The 14,579-nt window shown below is 40.1% G+C and carries 14 protein-coding genes; 9 read left to right on the forward strand and 5 right to left on the reverse strand.

Annotated features, from left to right (window positions below; translation table 11 throughout):
• The first annotated feature begins 67 nt into the window (after nucleotides 1-67).
• On the forward strand, nucleotides 68-853 hold the full coding sequence (locus tag AAZR19_RS02265; protein WP_434702196.1) for an SDR family oxidoreductase: 786 nt from the start codon (nucleotides 68-70) through the stop codon (nucleotides 851-853).
• Nucleotides 854-866: 13 nt separating this feature from the next.
• On the forward strand, nucleotides 867-1,739 hold the full coding sequence (locus AAZR19_RS02270) for an NAD(P)-dependent oxidoreductase (RefSeq protein ID WP_024426850.1): 873 nt from the start codon (nucleotides 867-869) through the stop codon (nucleotides 1,737-1,739).
• Between the two features lie 61 nt (nucleotides 1,740-1,800).
• On the opposite strand, the gene AAZR19_RS02275 is transcribed toward AAZR19_RS02270, so the two are convergent.
• Entirely contained in the window at nucleotides 1,801-2,601 is an 801-nt protein-coding gene (locus AAZR19_RS02275) for a CAP domain-containing protein (protein WP_041108781.1), read from the reverse strand.
• 337 nt (nucleotides 2,602-2,938) lie between these two features.
• Here AAZR19_RS02275 and AAZR19_RS02280 point away from each other — a divergent pair, with 337 nt between their 5' ends.
• Together AAZR19_RS02280 and AAZR19_RS02285 are read left to right on the forward strand one after the other, a co-directional pair.
• A complete protein-coding gene (locus AAZR19_RS02280; protein WP_041108782.1) occupies nucleotides 2,939-5,065 on the forward strand; it encodes a peptidoglycan D,D-transpeptidase FtsI family protein in 2,127 nt (708 codons plus the stop codon).
• 156 nt (nucleotides 5,066-5,221) lie between these two features.
• Nucleotides 5,222-7,051: a PAS domain-containing sensor histidine kinase gene (locus AAZR19_RS02285; protein WP_041108784.1), complete on the forward strand. Its 1,830-nt coding sequence runs from the start codon at nucleotides 5,222-5,224 to the stop codon at nucleotides 7,049-7,051.
• 25 nt (nucleotides 7,052-7,076) lie between these two features.
• Here the strand turns inward: AAZR19_RS02285 and AAZR19_RS02290 are convergent, their stop codons facing one another.
• The gene (locus AAZR19_RS02290) at nucleotides 7,077-8,246 is read right to left on the reverse strand and encodes an aminotransferase A (protein ID WP_041108786.1); all 1,170 of its coding nucleotides are present in this window, start codon (nucleotides 8,244-8,246) and stop codon (nucleotides 7,077-7,079) included.
• A gap of 293 nt (nucleotides 8,247-8,539) precedes the next feature.
• Here AAZR19_RS02290 and AAZR19_RS02295 point away from each other — a divergent pair, with 293 nt between their 5' ends.
• Nucleotides 8,540-9,424 (forward strand): cation diffusion facilitator family transporter, encoded by an 885-nt coding sequence (locus tag AAZR19_RS02295; RefSeq protein WP_024426855.1) that lies wholly within the window; start codon nucleotides 8,540-8,542, stop codon nucleotides 9,422-9,424.
• A gap of 64 nt (nucleotides 9,425-9,488) precedes the next feature.
• On the opposite strand, the gene AAZR19_RS02300 is transcribed toward AAZR19_RS02295, so the two are convergent.
• Complete coding sequence (locus AAZR19_RS02300) at nucleotides 9,489-9,641, reverse strand: hypothetical protein (RefSeq protein WP_162842519.1); 153 nt, start codon at nucleotides 9,639-9,641, stop codon at nucleotides 9,489-9,491.
• 301 nt (nucleotides 9,642-9,942) lie between these two features.
• Here AAZR19_RS02300 and AAZR19_RS02305 point away from each other — a divergent pair, with 301 nt between their 5' ends.
• The 3 genes from AAZR19_RS02305 to AAZR19_RS02315 all read left to right on the forward strand — a co-directional run bounded on the left by AAZR19_RS02305 (nucleotide 9,943) and on the right by AAZR19_RS02315 (nucleotide 12,902).
• A complete protein-coding gene (locus tag AAZR19_RS02305) occupies nucleotides 9,943-10,482 on the forward strand; it encodes an RDD family protein (RefSeq protein ID WP_327831795.1) in 540 nt (179 codons plus the stop codon).
• 127 nt (nucleotides 10,483-10,609) lie between these two features.
• On the forward strand, nucleotides 10,610-11,920 hold the full coding sequence (locus tag AAZR19_RS02310) for an MFS transporter (protein WP_034281575.1): 1,311 nt from the start codon (nucleotides 10,610-10,612) through the stop codon (nucleotides 11,918-11,920).
• Between the two features lie 73 nt (nucleotides 11,921-11,993).
• Nucleotides 11,994-12,902 (forward strand): chemotaxis protein, encoded by a 909-nt coding sequence (locus AAZR19_RS02315; RefSeq protein ID WP_024424709.1) that lies wholly within the window; start codon nucleotides 11,994-11,996, stop codon nucleotides 12,900-12,902.
• A 35-nt stretch (nucleotides 12,903-12,937) separates the two neighbouring features.
• Here AAZR19_RS02315 and AAZR19_RS02320 read toward each other — a convergent pair whose 3' ends face one another.
• Nucleotides 12,938-13,399: a YkyB family protein gene (locus AAZR19_RS02320; RefSeq protein WP_008356877.1), complete on the reverse strand. Its 462-nt coding sequence runs from the start codon at nucleotides 13,397-13,399 to the stop codon at nucleotides 12,938-12,940.
• Nucleotides 13,400-13,714: 315 nt separating this feature from the next.
• On the opposite strand from AAZR19_RS02320, the gene AAZR19_RS02325 reads away from it, so the two are divergent.
• A complete protein-coding gene (locus tag AAZR19_RS02325; RefSeq protein ID WP_046310795.1) occupies nucleotides 13,715-14,146 on the forward strand; it encodes a hypothetical protein in 432 nt (143 codons plus the stop codon).
• Nucleotides 14,147-14,285: 139 nt separating this feature from the next.
• Here AAZR19_RS02325 and AAZR19_RS02330 read toward each other — a convergent pair whose 3' ends face one another.
• Nucleotides 14,286-14,501, reverse strand: coding sequence for a hypothetical protein (locus AAZR19_RS02330; RefSeq protein WP_046310797.1), 216 nt, complete (start codon nucleotides 14,499-14,501; stop codon nucleotides 14,286-14,288).
• Nucleotides 14,502-14,579 lie beyond the last annotated feature (78 nt).

A 14,579-nucleotide genomic window follows, 5' to 3' on the forward strand; every position in this document is an offset into this window, starting at 1 on the left:
GAAAGGAACCTTGCGATGTGAGCAAGGTTCTTTTTGTATGATAAAATAAACTAGAGGAGGTGTTGACATGGATGTCAATCTAACTGGAAAAAAAGCATTGGTAGCTGCAAGCAGTCAAGGTATCGGAAAATCGATTGCCTTTGCTCTAGCAAAAGAGGGAGCAGATGTGATGCTCTCGGGAAGACATGAACAGAAGCTGAAAGAAACAGTCAAGGAGCTGTCTCCGCTTGTCAAAGGACAGCTGACTTATCAAGTATGTGATGTATCTGACGCCGGGCAAATCAAGGCGCTTGTTCAAGCGGCGGCTGGTGATGAGAAGTGTCTAGACATTCTTGTGAACAATACAGGCGGGCCTAAAACAGGAACGCTCGACACCTTAACAGATGAAGATTGGATCGAATCATTTCAGCTTCATTTACTCAGCTATATTCGATTATTAAAAGAGGCATTGCCTTATTTGAAAAAACGCGGCGCACGTGTTTTAAATATTGCGTCAATGTCAGTGAAAGAACCGATCCCGGGCTTGATGCTGTCGAATACATTTAGACCGGCCATAGCCGGCTGGACAAAAACAGCCGCTCTGGAGTTTGCAAAGGATGGTATTTTGATCAATACGTTAGCACCGGGAAAAATTGAAACAGACCGTGTGAAACAGCTGGAGAAGCACCGCGCACAAAGAGAGAATCGAACGGTTGAAGAAATCAAAGCACAGGCTGAACGAGCGATCCCGCTTGGCCGTTACGACCAGCCAGAGGAATTTGCAGCATATGCAGTGTTTCTTTTATCAGAAGCCAATACATATATGACAGGTCAAACACTGATCATTGATGGTGGATTGACAAAGTCTCTTTAAGGAGGAACAAGTGATGGCACAAATCAAAACAGTTGGTTTTATAGGAATCGGTGTAATGGGTCGCAGTATGGCAGGACATTTAATGGATGCAGGCTATGAAGTGATCGTTTATACAAGAACGAAAGCAAAAGCAGACGCATTGATTCAAAAAGGCGCATCATGGAAGCCGGCAGTAAAGGAGATTGCAGAAAGTGCAGATGCCGTCATTACAATGGTGGGATATCCATCTGATGTAGAAGAGATCTATTTAGGTGAAGATGGGCTTGTGGCACATGCCGCGCCAGGTACATATCTCATTGATATGACGACATCGAAGCCTCAGCTTGCAAAAGAAATTGAGTTGAAAGCGAAGGAAAGAGGTATATTTACATTAGATGCACCTGTATCAGGCGGAGACATAGGAGCCAAAAATGGCACGCTGGCCATTATGATCGGCGGAGAAAGGTCAGCCTATGAAGCCTGTCTGCCGCTATTTGAGCAAATGGGTGAAAACATTCAATATCAAGGACCGGCAGGAAGCGGTCAGCATACAAAAATGTGTAACCAAATTGCCATTGCAGCGGGAATGGTCGGTGTCGCAGAGGCAATGGCTTATGCCGAAAAATCAGGGCTTGATCCAGAGCAGGTGCTCAAAAGCATCACAACAGGTGCAGCCGGCAGCTGGTCTTTGTCAAACCTTGCACCAAGAATGCTGAAAGGCGATTTCGAGCCAGGGTTTTATGTGAAGCATTTTATCAAAGATATGGGCATTGCACTTGAAGAAGCAGAGCTGATGGGGGAAGAAATGCCAGGGCTCTCACTTGCGAAGTCCCTTTATGAAAAGCTGAGCGAACAGGGCGAAGAAAACAGCGGGACCCAGAGCATCTATAAATTATGGGTCAAATAGTTTGCAGCATCCTCAAAACAAACTAAAAACCTGTCCCAAATAGGGACAGGTTTTCTTGATATTATTTTCCGATGAATTGCTGCGTCCAGTAGTTGCCAGATTTCACATAACCAACACCGATATGTGTGTAGCTTTTGTTTAAAATGTTCGCTCTGTGGCCTTCACTGTTCATCCATGCTGTCACAACTTCTTGAGGAGATTTTTGACCTTGGGCAATGTTTTCACCTGCTGATTTGTAAGTGATACCGAATTGCTTCATTTGATCAAATGGAGATCCATAAGTTGGGCTTGTATGAGAGAAATAGTTTTTATCTTTCATATCTTGAGATTTTGCGCGAGCAGATTTGCTTAATTTAGAATCAACAGAAAGGGCCTTTAAGCCTTGTTTTGCACGCTCTTTATTTGTAAGCTCAACCACTTCTTTTTCAAATGCATTTAAGCTGCTGTCTGCTTTTGATGCCGTTGTGTCTTTTTGGTCAGCTTTTGTGTTGCTGTTGTTGTTTGTATTTTCTTTTGCTGGAGTGCTTGGTTTAGAAGCAGTTGGTTTTTTCACTGATTCTTGTTTTTGTTCTTGTTTTGCTTTGTTTACTTCTTTTACTACTTTTGTTCCTGTAACAGGTTGACCGCTTTTGATCAGTTTGTTTAATAGAGCTTCGATCTCTTTTTGATTCGACTTGCTTAGCTTGTTTACATCTGAAGAGATATGTAATTTTGCTGCTAGTGTATGAAGATCAATGGCTTGATGCTGTACATTTATTACTTGTTTCAGGTTAAGCTCCTTCGCATCAGCTGAATGTCCTCCAGTGAACGTGATGAGTGCAGCAGCTGTCAGCGCTGAAAAAAAGAATGATTTCTTCTTCATATTGTAACTCCTCCTAAAATCTTTGTTTTGTTTTCTCACAAAAAATCATAACATGGACTTTTTGTTATAAACGTACCAGCATCCTCCATTGACAATGCAAGTTTGTCATTTTTGTTAAAGTCATCGTAAGAGCCGCTTCATATCAAAGGATAGGGAATTCTTCCATTTAAAGAAAACGACATAAACATACCAATATTTTAAAGTGTTAGTATATTTTTTTGCAGATTAGGGATTGACAGCTTTTTTTCACTCGTTTCGCTGTAACAACTATTACAAAAGTGTTACAATAATGAGTGGTAATTGTAAAAGATTGAAAAGGATGAGAGGAGCTACATAAGTGGGAGAGAAACAGCATCAAGGTGCTGCCGAGCAAAAAAAAATCAAGCGCCGGAACGCCTGGAGAATTAATCTCTTTTTCTTCGCTGTATTTAGTTTATTTGCTGGACTTGTGATCAAGCTGGGTGTGCTGCAAATCGTCAATGGTGAAGATTATAAAAAGCAAGCCAACCGAACAGAGGTCAAAACAGCATCATACCCGTCTCCAAGAGGAAAAATGTATGACGCGAGAGGAAGAGTCGTCGTTGATAACGAAAGTGTACCTGCCATCGTTTATACATCAGAAAGCGGTGTGAAAGCGAAGGATAAGATTAAGGTAGCAAGAAAACTTGCGACTTATATAAAAATGGATACTGATTTTTTGAGAGAGCGTGACATTCGAGATTTTTGGCTGGCGAGCCATCCGAAAGAAGCGGATAAACTCATTTCAAAAGCGGAGAAAAAAGATATCGATGCAAAGGATGTCTATCCGCTTCAAGTAGAGCGTGTCCCAAAGAAAGAAGTCAAAGCGATCGAAAAGGATGCAGAGGAAAAAGCTGTTGCAGCGATCTACCGTAGATTTACAGGCGGATATGCCTTTGAGCCCCAAATCGTGAAGGCAATGAACCCAAACGAAGAGAAAAAAGGGGACGAAAAAGTGGCTTTACTCGATGAAACGAAAGAATCAAAACAAACTTCATCCGTAAGCCTGACATATGAAGAAATTTCACTTGTCTCAGAGCATCTTGATGAACTGCCTGGTGTGAACGTCATCAACGACTGGACAAGAAAATATCCGTATGAAAAGACCCTTTATAATGTACTTGGCGGTGTGACTACACCAGAGCAAGGAATCATTAAAGAGCGTGAAGATTACTATATGGCAAGAGGCTACTCGCGAAATGACCGGGTAGGGAAGAGCTATTTAGAATATCAATACGAGGATTTTCTAAACCCAGAGAAAGCGACCGTTCAATATACACAGGTTGGCGGGAAGCTGCTCGATGAAATCAAGCGGACAGAAGGACGAAGAGGACTTGATCTTGCGCTGACATTTGATATGGAGCTGCAAAAGGAAGTCGACAAAATCGTTGAATCAGAGCTTAGATCTGCCAGCGCGAGAAACTATATGATGGATCGTGCCTTTGTCGTCATGATGGACCCTCACACAGGGGATGTTCTCGCGATGTCAGGCAAGAAAATGGACGGCAGAGACGTCACAGATTATGCAATCGGAACATTTACGACCCAGTACGAAATGGGCTCTGTTGTCAAAGGAGCCACTGTCCTCTCTGGTTATCAAGACGGAATGTCACACAACCAAGCCTATATGGATACACCGCTCTACTTTGCAGGAAGTAATGGAAAACCGAAGCGGTCTTACAAAGATCTTGGATGGGTTAACGACATTCAGGCACTCCAAAAAAGTTCCAACGTCTACATGTTCCAAGTAGCGATGAGAATGGCGGGCATCACCTATCAAAAGGATGGTCCGTTACCTGCAAGGCCTGAGCACTTACAAAAAATGAGAAACTACTATGCGCAATTCGGTCTTGGCGTGAAAACGGGGATCGATCTGCCGCAGGAATCAAGCGGGATGCAGACGCATCCTAAGACGGTCGGCGGACTCTTACTAGATGAAGCAATTGGTCAGTATGACACGTATACACCGCTTCAAGTGGCGCAATACATGTCAACGATCGCCAATGGCGGGAGCCGTATTCAGCCAAGAGTAGTGAAAAGTGTTCATCTCCCAACGAAGAAGGATGAAGTAGGCCCAGTCGTAAAAAAATATGAGCCGAAGGTGCTGAATACGATTAACAACTCGAAAGCAGATATTGACCGCGTAAAAACGGGTCTGAAAATGGTCACATCAACAGGCGGAACGGCCGCTGGCCGGTTTGGTCAGCATGATGTCGCAGGAAAAACGGGTACAGCGCAAACCTTCTACTATGGCGCCAACCGCAGCTGGTGGGGAAATTCAACGTACAACTTAACCTTTGGAGGATATTATCCTTCTTCTAATCCAGAGGTAGCCTTTAGTGTCGTGACACCTTATGTTTCAGATAAAGATCCTGTTATTAAAAACATCCCAAGTAAAATTGTGGATAAGTACGTTGAATTACAAAAGAAATATGAAAAACAATAAACCGCAGGGAGCACATCAGCAGAAAGTGCTCCCTTTTTGCTGAATTTATGGACGTTTCCCTCGATGACAGAAGGAAAATACGGGTTTTCTAGCGAATCTTTTTTATACATCAATCTAAGGACAACCCTAAAAAATGAAAAGGAGGGTCGGACGACGATGGAACAACAAATGAAAGATTCGAATCAATTGTATTCGAACATCGATTTACATGCCGTTCTTTCTTCTAATGGCCGCTTTCTCTACATTTCTTCCAACTGTAAGCAGCTTTTGCTCTATGAACAAAAGGATTTACTAGGGTGTTTTTTGAAAGACTTTGTTCATACCGAAGATCAATTTCTCGTCGAAAGTTATTTTTACAATCAGCACATGCTAGAGGTTTGCCACTTTAGACTGTTAAGAAGTGATCTGACAGCTGTATGGATCGAAGCAAGCATTGATTTTGTTGCTTGTGATGGGTTAGGTAGCGAAGTAAGTAGAGAAATGATCCTGAAAATGAGGGTGCTGGATACTGAGCCCCAAAAAGCAGCATTTCAAACAACATCAAAAGTAGCAGAACAGTCGTTAGGCAGTCTGCCGGCTTTCCAAAATGTCAGTGAAGCTGAACAATTGATTGCCATGCTGCCAAATCCGTTATGTATTACGACTTTAGGGAAAATTGTGTATGCGAATGATGCGATGCTGCAATTAATGGGGGTAAGTGCAAGAGATGACATGATCGGCAAGTCCGCGTTTGATTTTATTGCTGAAGAGTACCATGATATTGTCAGAAGCCGAATAACAAGGCTGCAGCAAGGCCTTCCAGTCGGAATGATTGAACAGATATGGAAGCGTCAAGATGGGAGCAGTATTCATATTGAGGTAAAGTCATCACCGACGATTTATCAAAATCAGCGGGCAGAGCTTTTGCTGCTCGTGGACATCTCATCCCGTAAAAAATTCCAAACCGTTCTTCAAAAAAGCCGGGAGAGGTATCAGCTGCTCATTCAAAACTCCATTGATACGATTGCGGTCATCCATGATCACAAGTGGGTATTTATGAATGAATCAGGCATTAAATTATTTGAAGCCGAGCATTACGATAAATTAATAGGAAAGGATATCTTTCATCAAATCCATTCCTGTGATCAGCAAAAGGTTAAAAAGAGCTTATCACGTATTATTGAAAGAGCATCAGATTCTGAGATTGTCACGATGAGCTGTCATACGTTTAAACATAAGCTGATTTATACAGAAATGGTCTGTATCCCAACTACATTCTTTGGAGAAACAGCGGTTCAAATTATATTAAGAGATATCTCCGAACGTAAACAGACAGAAGAGCTCATGCTCCGCTCAGAAAAATTATCGATCGCAGGTCAATTGGCGGCTGGCATTGCACATGAAATCAGAAATCCATTGACCGCCATCAAAGGCTTTTTACAGCTCATTAAACCGAAAACAAAAGATCGCGATCAATACTTCGAGATTGTTTTCTCTGAGCTGAGCCGAATAGAAATTATATTGAGTGAGCTGCTAATGCTGGCAAAACCACAGCAAACGGCATCGATGCAGACGCTTGATTTGAAAAAAATCATCAGCGAAGTCACGGCCTTGTTAGAAACACAAGCGAACTTAAATGGCATTTTAATGAACACAAGTGAGATAGAGGAAGGTCTTCTGATAAACGGAGATCAAAATCAGCTCAAGCAAGTGTTTATCAATTTAATCAAAAATGCCGTAGAATCCATGCCGGACGGAGGAAAGGTAGACATCACGGCCAAAGCAGAAAGTGATGGAATACTTGTCACCATTCGTGATGAAGGGGTCGGGATTCCTGAATCGGTGATGAAGCGGATTGGAGAGCCCTTTTTAACCACAAAGGAAAAAGGAACCGGACTTGGCCTCATGGTCACATTTAATATTTTAGAAAATCATAACGGGACGATCCGTGTGGATAGTCAGCCTGAAAAGGGCACCGTTTTTCACATCATGTTTCCTGCAAAATAAAAACAACGGCAAGAGGGCCGTTGTTTCAATCTAGCGAATGAATGGAACGTTTTTCAAGTACAAATTGTTCTAGCCGGTCAAGTCCTTCTTTCAGCGTTTCAAGTGAATAAGCATAAGACAGGCGCACGTACCCTTCGCCGAGTGGAGAGAAGGCAGAGCCTGGTACGACCGCAAGTCTTGTACTTTCTAACAGCTCCATGCAAAAATCAAAGGAACTCATCCCAAACGATTCAATGGATGGAAAAATATAAAAAGCGCCAGAAGGTTTAATCACCGGAAGCCCCATAGAAATGAGCCGATCATATACATAATCGAGTCTTTTCTTATATTGCTCTCTCATGATCAGTGCATCATCCACACCATTTGTCACAGCTTCAAGTGCCGCCTTTTGTGAGACAGCCGAGGCACAAGACACGTTATATTGATGTACTTTTAATACATGTTTAGCAATTGGAGCTGAAACAAATAAAAATCCAATTCTCCATCCAGTCATGCTATGAGATTTAGACAGTCCATTGATGACAATGGTCTGTTCTTTTAAGAAAGAGGCAATTGATTGATGCGGCCGGTCAAATGTCAGCTCGCTGTAGATTTCATCGGATAAAATAAAGATGTCTTTTCCTTCAAGGAGCTGGGCAATTTCTTTCAATTCTTCTTCTGAAAGCGTGACACCAGTCGGGTTTGAAGGGTAAGGAAGAACCACACACTTTGTCTTTTCCGTTAACGCATCCTCAATCAGCTTGGCATTCAATTTAAAGCCAGCATTCGTTGTGTCAATATGTACGGGCATGGCACCGCACATTCGAATGATCGGTTCATATCCGGGGTATACAGGTCCAGGTAAAATGACCTCATCGCCTTCTGTTAAAATGGTTCGAAACGCAGCATCAATTGCTTGACTTGCACCTGTCGTCACAATGATTTCTGACTCTGCATTATAATCAAGATTCACTTTCTTCTTGATATAACGCTGGATCGCTTGTCTTAGCTCTAGGAAACCAGCATTGTGAGTGTATGAGGTGAAATTCTCGTCAATGGCTGCTTTGGCAGCTGTTTTGACATGATGCGGCGTATAAAAATCGGGCTGGCCTATCGTCAATGAAACGACATCCTCATATGACGATACGAGATTTGAAAATGTTCGAATGCCTGAAATTTCAATATCCTTTACTCTTGGATTCAGCAAATGCTCCATTTCTCATCACCTTAAAAATTTATGTTTTTATCCTATTTTACCATTCACTGCATAAATGTCACCTGCGAAAGGCACTGGATATCGTTATATGTAGTCTATTCTCCTATCCATCACCGCATGAGTGATATATTGAAGAAAGAGCAACATTTATTATAGCGTAACCTCAAGAGAAAATACAGGCTGTGATGAAGATGATTAGAAAACGGCAAAACTGCGTAAACTGAAAGAACGTGAGAATCAGGGTCATGGGAATGGCTTTCATAGACATACGATCTCCTAAAGGAGGACGATAGATGGAACAAACAGCGAAGACATCGAAAATCGCGTTCCTATCCGTGCTGAGCAACACATTTGTGGTCATCTTAAAAATCATTGTGGGTCTTTTAACCGGATCTGTTGCGGTTTTATCAGAAGCCATTCATTCGTTTCTCGATTTAATGGCGTCGTTTATTGCCTTTATTTCTGTTCGTATTTCAAGAAAGCCAGCAGATTCTAAACATCCTTATGGACATGGAAAAGTCGAAAATATTTCTGGAACGATTGAGACCCTGCTGATTTTTGTTGCTGGCATTTGGATTATATACGAATGTGTTCACAAATTAATGAATCCAGAGCCAGTCAAGCTGCCTGTGCTTGGTATTGTGGTCATGCTGCTAGGCGCGCTCATCAATTTTGTTGTTTCGAGGATTGTGAACAAAGAGGCTGAGCGAGTACATTCAGTCGCCATGAAATCAAATGCGCTGCATCTTTTAACGGATGTGTTTACGTCACTAGGGGTGGCATTTAGTTTATTGCTTGTGGCATTAACCGACTGGTATTTCTTAGATCCGATCATTGGAATGGTTTTGGCCCTCTTTATTATGCGTGAAGCGTTTAAACTCATGAAGGAAGCCTTCCCGCCGCTTGTTGATGCTCGATTAACACCAGAGGAAGAACAATCAATCGAAGCGATCATTCAAGGATTCAGTCAAGAATTTATTGAATATCATGATTTTCGAACAAGGCGGTCTGGTGCCGAGGAATATATTGATTTTCATTTGATTGTAGATGGAAAGACAACGATTGAAGATGTTCACCAATTATGTGATCGAATTGAAGAGAAGATTCAGCTGGAATTTCCGCATGCACAAATCTTTATTCATGTGGAACCTGAAAGTGAAAGAAGCGCACAAACGTAAAAAAGGCGATCAACCTATTCTCAGGTTGTATCGCCTTTTTTTACGCTTCATCTATGAAATGAAATCAATATCCATAAGCAGTATCGTAGTCTTCATACCAAGAGATATAAGCTGTGTCATCATTTGACAAACCATGCTTCATATCTAAAAAATCAGCCTCGCAAATATCTTCAATTACAGTCATTTCGTTGTTCTTTAATAATACGACAGTTCCCATCATGAACACCTTTCTTTAAAAAATCCTTGACTATTGTACCATTTGAAGAATCATTGTCAACAGAAGAATGGAAACAAGACGAAAATATCACAAAATGTTAAAAAATCAGGAGGTAAAAGAACTAGAAGTGCCATGTTTTTCACAAATTTTCAGTATTTATTCACATAAATTGCTTAGATCAAACTGATCTAAAATGTATGTAAAAGTGTAAAGCTCCATTGATCTTGCTATATTCATAGGATATAATAACGAATGATTATAAGAAATTTATAGAAAACATACATAATAAAGGAGAAATAGGATGGAAACCAACATAACAGAACCACACATTCAAGAAAAGAAGCATCCTGAGCTAGCAGGTGTAGGCTATCGTTTTCTTGCCCACCTTTTGGACGGTATCATTATCGGAGTACCAATTGCATTTATCATGTTTATTTTGGCGTCAGTCTTTTTTATCTCAAGCCCAGAGGCAGCAATGATAATGGATGACGAAAGTTATTACTATTCTTCAACCGTCATAACGGATGAGGAATGGGAAGCTATTATGGGACTGATCTTTTTCTATATAGGGGCGATCTTGATGGGTACCGTGGTGACATGGCTTTATTACGCCATCATGGAATCATCAAAATTGCAAGGAACACTTGGAAAGATGGCTCTCGGCATCAAAGTAACAAAAGTGACAGGCGAAAAGGTCACATTTGGCCGTGCAACTGGCCGCTTCTTTGCAAAAGGCTTTTTGTCTCCGATCTTATATATTGGCTATATCATTGCCTTTTTCACAGAGAAAAAACAAGCACTTCACGATTTGATTGCAAGCACCATTGTTGTGAAGAAATAACGAAAAAAGCACCTCTGCTATATATGGTAAGAGGTGCTTTTTTTCATAGATCGCTTGTATGGATGAGGGAAACAGCACATAAAATAGAATGATAGTGAAAAATGAGGCAGGGAAGGGAGACAATCGATTGAGAACAGGAAAAAAGACCGCACAGAAAAAAGGGGCAGGCTTTGGGCTGTTTTTGACAGCACCTGTGCTGGCCTGGGCGTTGTATGATTTTGCAAATACGATCTTTTCATCAAATATGATCACCATTTTCTTCCCGTTTTACTTGCAGGAAACGATCGGGGACAGTGCGAGAATGGACCAGATCGCCAGCACCTTTATTTCTTATGCAAACGCACTAGCCAGCTTTTTTCTCGTCATTTTTACACCTTTATACGGAGTGCTGATTGATCGTACAGGAAAAAAGAAACGCTACATTACGGTGTTTACGTTCATATGTATTGCCTGTACGCTTTTGATGGGGATTTTTGCTGGGATTGATTTCTCAAGTGAATGGTTTGGGCTGCCTGTTTCTTTATTAGTCGTGGTTACCTTGTTTGTGATCGCAAAGTTTTTTTATCATTCTAGTCTTGTTTTCTATGACACCATTTTGCCCGATCTTGGGACAAAGGAAGAAATCCCGCTTATTTCAGGATTTGGTATCGCCGTTGGCTATTTAGGAACACTTGTCGGTCTCTCTGTTTATTTACTTGTCGGCAATGACCAGTTTCATGAAGCATTTATTCCGACAGCTCTTTTATTCCTTCTCTTTTTTCTACCCTTTCTCTTTTTTGTAAAAGATCCTCATCCGCTGCCTCAGCGAGAGAAAAAGGCGTCTTTTTTCAGCGGGTATAAAGAGATTATTCACACGTTTAAAGAGATGAAAAAGTACAAGCCAGCTTTTATCTTTATGATTGCTTTCTTTTTTATGAATGATGCTTTACAAACAGCGATTGCGATGATGGCTGTTTATGCCAAAATCATCATTGGCTTTACTGCTGGGCAATTTATTTTGCTCTATCTTGTGTCGACCATTTCAAGTATCATTGGCTCCTTTCTGTTTGGTTATATCACAAAAGCGATAGGGGCAAAGCGATCGATTACAGTCGTGTATGTCATTTTGATTGTGGCGCTCATTCTGGCTGTGACAGCGGCAACCGAATGGGTCTTCTGGATAGCGGGCAGTTTATTCGGGATTTCACTTGGCGCAAGCTGGGGAGCATCACGAATCTTGATTATTGAACTGACACCGAAGGAAAAAAGGGGACAGTTTTTTGGCCTCTTTGCATTCTCAGGGAAGGTATCTTCAATTATCGGGCCGATCATTTATGGCTCAGTTACCCTGCTGTTTGCAGAGCACGGAAATCTCGCAAGCCGCCTTGCACTAGGGTCTTTGCTCATCCTTGCAGCGATAGGACTTGTGATTCATCAATTCGTTCGAGAGAAAGCGTAAAGAAACGTCAACTTTTTACCTATGCTGCCGATATAAAAAGTACAATCTTATATTGAAGAATAGAGGGATTTCCGTGGCTTTAAACAAACAAGAAATTTTACTTGACTCTGGTACCAATGAATTGGAAATTGTGAAGTTTGAAATTGGTGCAAATCAATTCGGCATTAACGTCATGAAAGTAAGAGAAATCATTCAGCCGGTTGAGGTGACGGTTGTACCGCACTCTCACCAAGATGTAGAAGGGATGATTAGTTTACGAGGCGAGATTTTACCAGTCATCAATCTATTTTCCTTTTTTAATGTCGAGTCAGATCAGTCAGAACAAGAGAAATATATTGTGACTGAATTCAACCAACGGAAATTTGTGTTCCATACAGGAACGGTATCACAAATTCACCGCGTCAGCTGGGAAGAGATTGAGAAGCCGACTGCACTCAATCAAGGGATGGACCGTCATTTAACGGGCATCATTAAGCTTGATGAAAAAATGATTTTCCTTCCAGATTACGAAAAAATCATTTATGATATTGAATCCGCTTCTGGTGTTGATACGTATCATATGTTTGACGGTGAGAAAGACGAGAGAAGAACAGGGAAGAAACTGTATGTCGTTGAAGATTCTCCGCTTCTCATGCGTTTATTAACAAATGAATTAACCGAAGCAGGCTATAAAAACATTGTGACCTTTGAAGATGGCAAACAGGCATATGATCATGTCATGGACCTTGTCAGCAAAGGAATCAGTGTCACAGAAGAAATTGATATGATTATTACGGATATTGAAATGCCTAAAATGGATGGCCACCGGTTAACAAAACTGCTCAAGGACAATCCTTTAACAAATTCCATTCCGATTCTTATTTTCTCTTCGTTAATTACTGAAGATTTGCGTCATAAAGGGGAAACGATCGGGGCAGATGATCAAATCAGTAAACCAGAAATTCATCAGCTGATTGAAAAAGTCGATCATTTTATTATCTAAACAAAAAACCACTCGGTATGAGTGGTTTTTTCTGTTTAAAAATAACTTTCCCCGAGTCGTTTGAAGACGGGCTTTGTGTAATGTGATTTTTGTTTTGTGGCGGCAGGTTTTTCTTTTAAACCGACATACGTTTGAAGTATTTGCTTTGCTCGGTTTAATGACATATTCGCTTTCGGATTGCGATATGATTGATTTAAATTTCCTAAGTGTGGCAAAAATTCGAAGTCTTCTTTCGTTGGTGGCAGGTGAAAATAATAATCTCCAATTTCAATCAGCACGTCGGACTGTTGTTGACTATACTTGGGATTGTTAGAGAAATGTAGGCCCACTTTTCTTCCTTTACCTTCTTGCAATAGTTTTTGCAGCGCGCGTTTTTTCAAAAGATAAAGAAACTTGGGGTTTGGTGCGGTTTTAGCATGGCGGTTAACAGTATAAATGGCTTTTGCGATGTTTTCTGCTGTAGGTTCTATGTCTTTAGTATGAGCATAATCGTCCATTTTTTCTCTCCTTTGTCTTTCGTCTTCCTGTGCTTAGTATAAATTATACGTTTTTATTAGTAAATTGCAAATAGGGTTATGGTTAAAAGTGATATATGTATTGGACTTGGTCGGCATTTTTTTTAAATTATGAACATGACTTTGATGTTTATTATAGAAACAAAATGGGATTAAATACGAAAAAATTATTTATAATATGAAAATTGAATAAATAATTTTGAAAACGTTTTGGTATATTGTAATTCAGAAAGAATTGTTGATCAAAATGTAATAATATTATATAATTTCTATATATTTTAAAAAAAGGGTGATTTTATGAAGTTAAGACTAGTAATATCGTTTGTATTTTTATGTGTATCAATCTTTTTTTCTATCGATGCATCAGCTGCTACTAGCAATTGGCAAACCCCTTATTTTGCTAAATCTACATGTAAGGTAAGAGTATGGACAGATGCTACCAATTATTCTAAAAAAGCTAAAACTGTTGATTTTACAATTGAACAAAATGGTAAATGTGGTGAACTAAGATATGATGCTCATTTGTCCCCAATCGGACTCTATACATATACCGCAAAATTTGAAAGAGGGAGTTTTAAATATAAAACCCCGCTGAAAAAATTAAGCTTAAATCTACCAGAATACAAACATAGAGGATATGAAGCTGTTGTACATGTCGATTTATCTAGTAAGAATGGTAAAGATCTAGGGTATGTACAATCTAAAACAATTAATATAAAAAAACGTTAGAAACCTCATAAAAGTTAATAACTAATATATATAATTCATTCTCCCTTTAATAGGGAGAATTTTTATTTTACAAATTAAAGTTAAATAGGTTTAGATGACTGCAGATTTATCATATGTAAGACAAACATAACATCATGTTTTATTTTGTATGAATAGAATAAGCGCAATAGAAACATCCATTAAAATCAGCTTCATTCGTCAATTGTTTGGCTTCTTCAATGGCGCTTTCACCATTCATATGCAGGCCAATCAACGTTCGGCTTGCAGCATCACCTAAAAATGCACAATCTTCTGTATGTACAACAAATTGTCCCTGTTGATCTTTTGTATGAATAAAATAGTAGCTTTTTAGCATTTCTTTCACCTCCAACCTGACTATACTACTATAAAACTTCCAAATGTAAAGGGGTTTTATTAAAAATGTTGTAATTTT

The sequence above is a fragment of the Bacillus sp. Je.9.29.b genome (genome assembly GCF_051129925.1).
Taxonomy (GTDB): domain Bacteria; phylum Bacillota; class Bacilli; order Bacillales; family Bacillaceae; genus Bacillus; species Bacillus safensis.

Excerpts from the sequence above, each read along its gene's own strand:
- AAZR19_RS02295 (WP_024426855.1), top strand. The coding sequence starts at position 8,540 with ATGGAACAAACAGCGAAGACATCGAAAATCGCGTTCCTATCCGTGCTG.
- AAZR19_RS02265 (WP_434702196.1), top strand. The coding sequence starts at position 68 with ATGGATGTCAATCTAACTGGAAAAAAAGCATTGGTAGCTGCAAGCAGT.
- AAZR19_RS02325 (WP_046310795.1), top strand. The coding sequence starts at position 13,715 with ATGAAGTTAAGACTAGTAATATCGTTTGTATTTTTATGTGTATCAATC.
- AAZR19_RS02275 (WP_041108781.1), bottom strand. The coding sequence starts at position 2,601 with ATGAAGAAGAAATCATTCTTTTTTTCAGCGCTGACAGCTGCTGCACTC.
- AAZR19_RS02305 (WP_327831795.1), top strand. The coding sequence starts at position 9,943 with ATGGAAACCAACATAACAGAACCACACATTCAAGAAAAGAAGCATCCT.
- AAZR19_RS02300 (WP_162842519.1), bottom strand. The coding sequence starts at position 9,641 with ATGGGAACTGTCGTATTATTAAAGAACAACGAAATGACTGTAATTGAA.
- AAZR19_RS02290 (WP_041108786.1), bottom strand. The coding sequence starts at position 8,246 with ATGGAGCATTTGCTGAATCCAAGAGTAAAGGATATTGAAATTTCAGGC.
- AAZR19_RS02270 (WP_024426850.1), top strand. The coding sequence starts at position 867 with ATGGCACAAATCAAAACAGTTGGTTTTATAGGAATCGGTGTAATGGGT.
- AAZR19_RS02320 (WP_008356877.1), bottom strand. The coding sequence starts at position 13,399 with ATGGACGATTATGCTCATACTAAAGACATAGAACCTACAGCAGAAAAC.
- AAZR19_RS02330 (WP_046310797.1), bottom strand. The coding sequence starts at position 14,501 with ATGCTAAAAAGCTACTATTTTATTCATACAAAAGATCAACAGGGACAA.
- AAZR19_RS02285 (WP_041108784.1), top strand. The coding sequence starts at position 5,222 with ATGGAACAACAAATGAAAGATTCGAATCAATTGTATTCGAACATCGAT.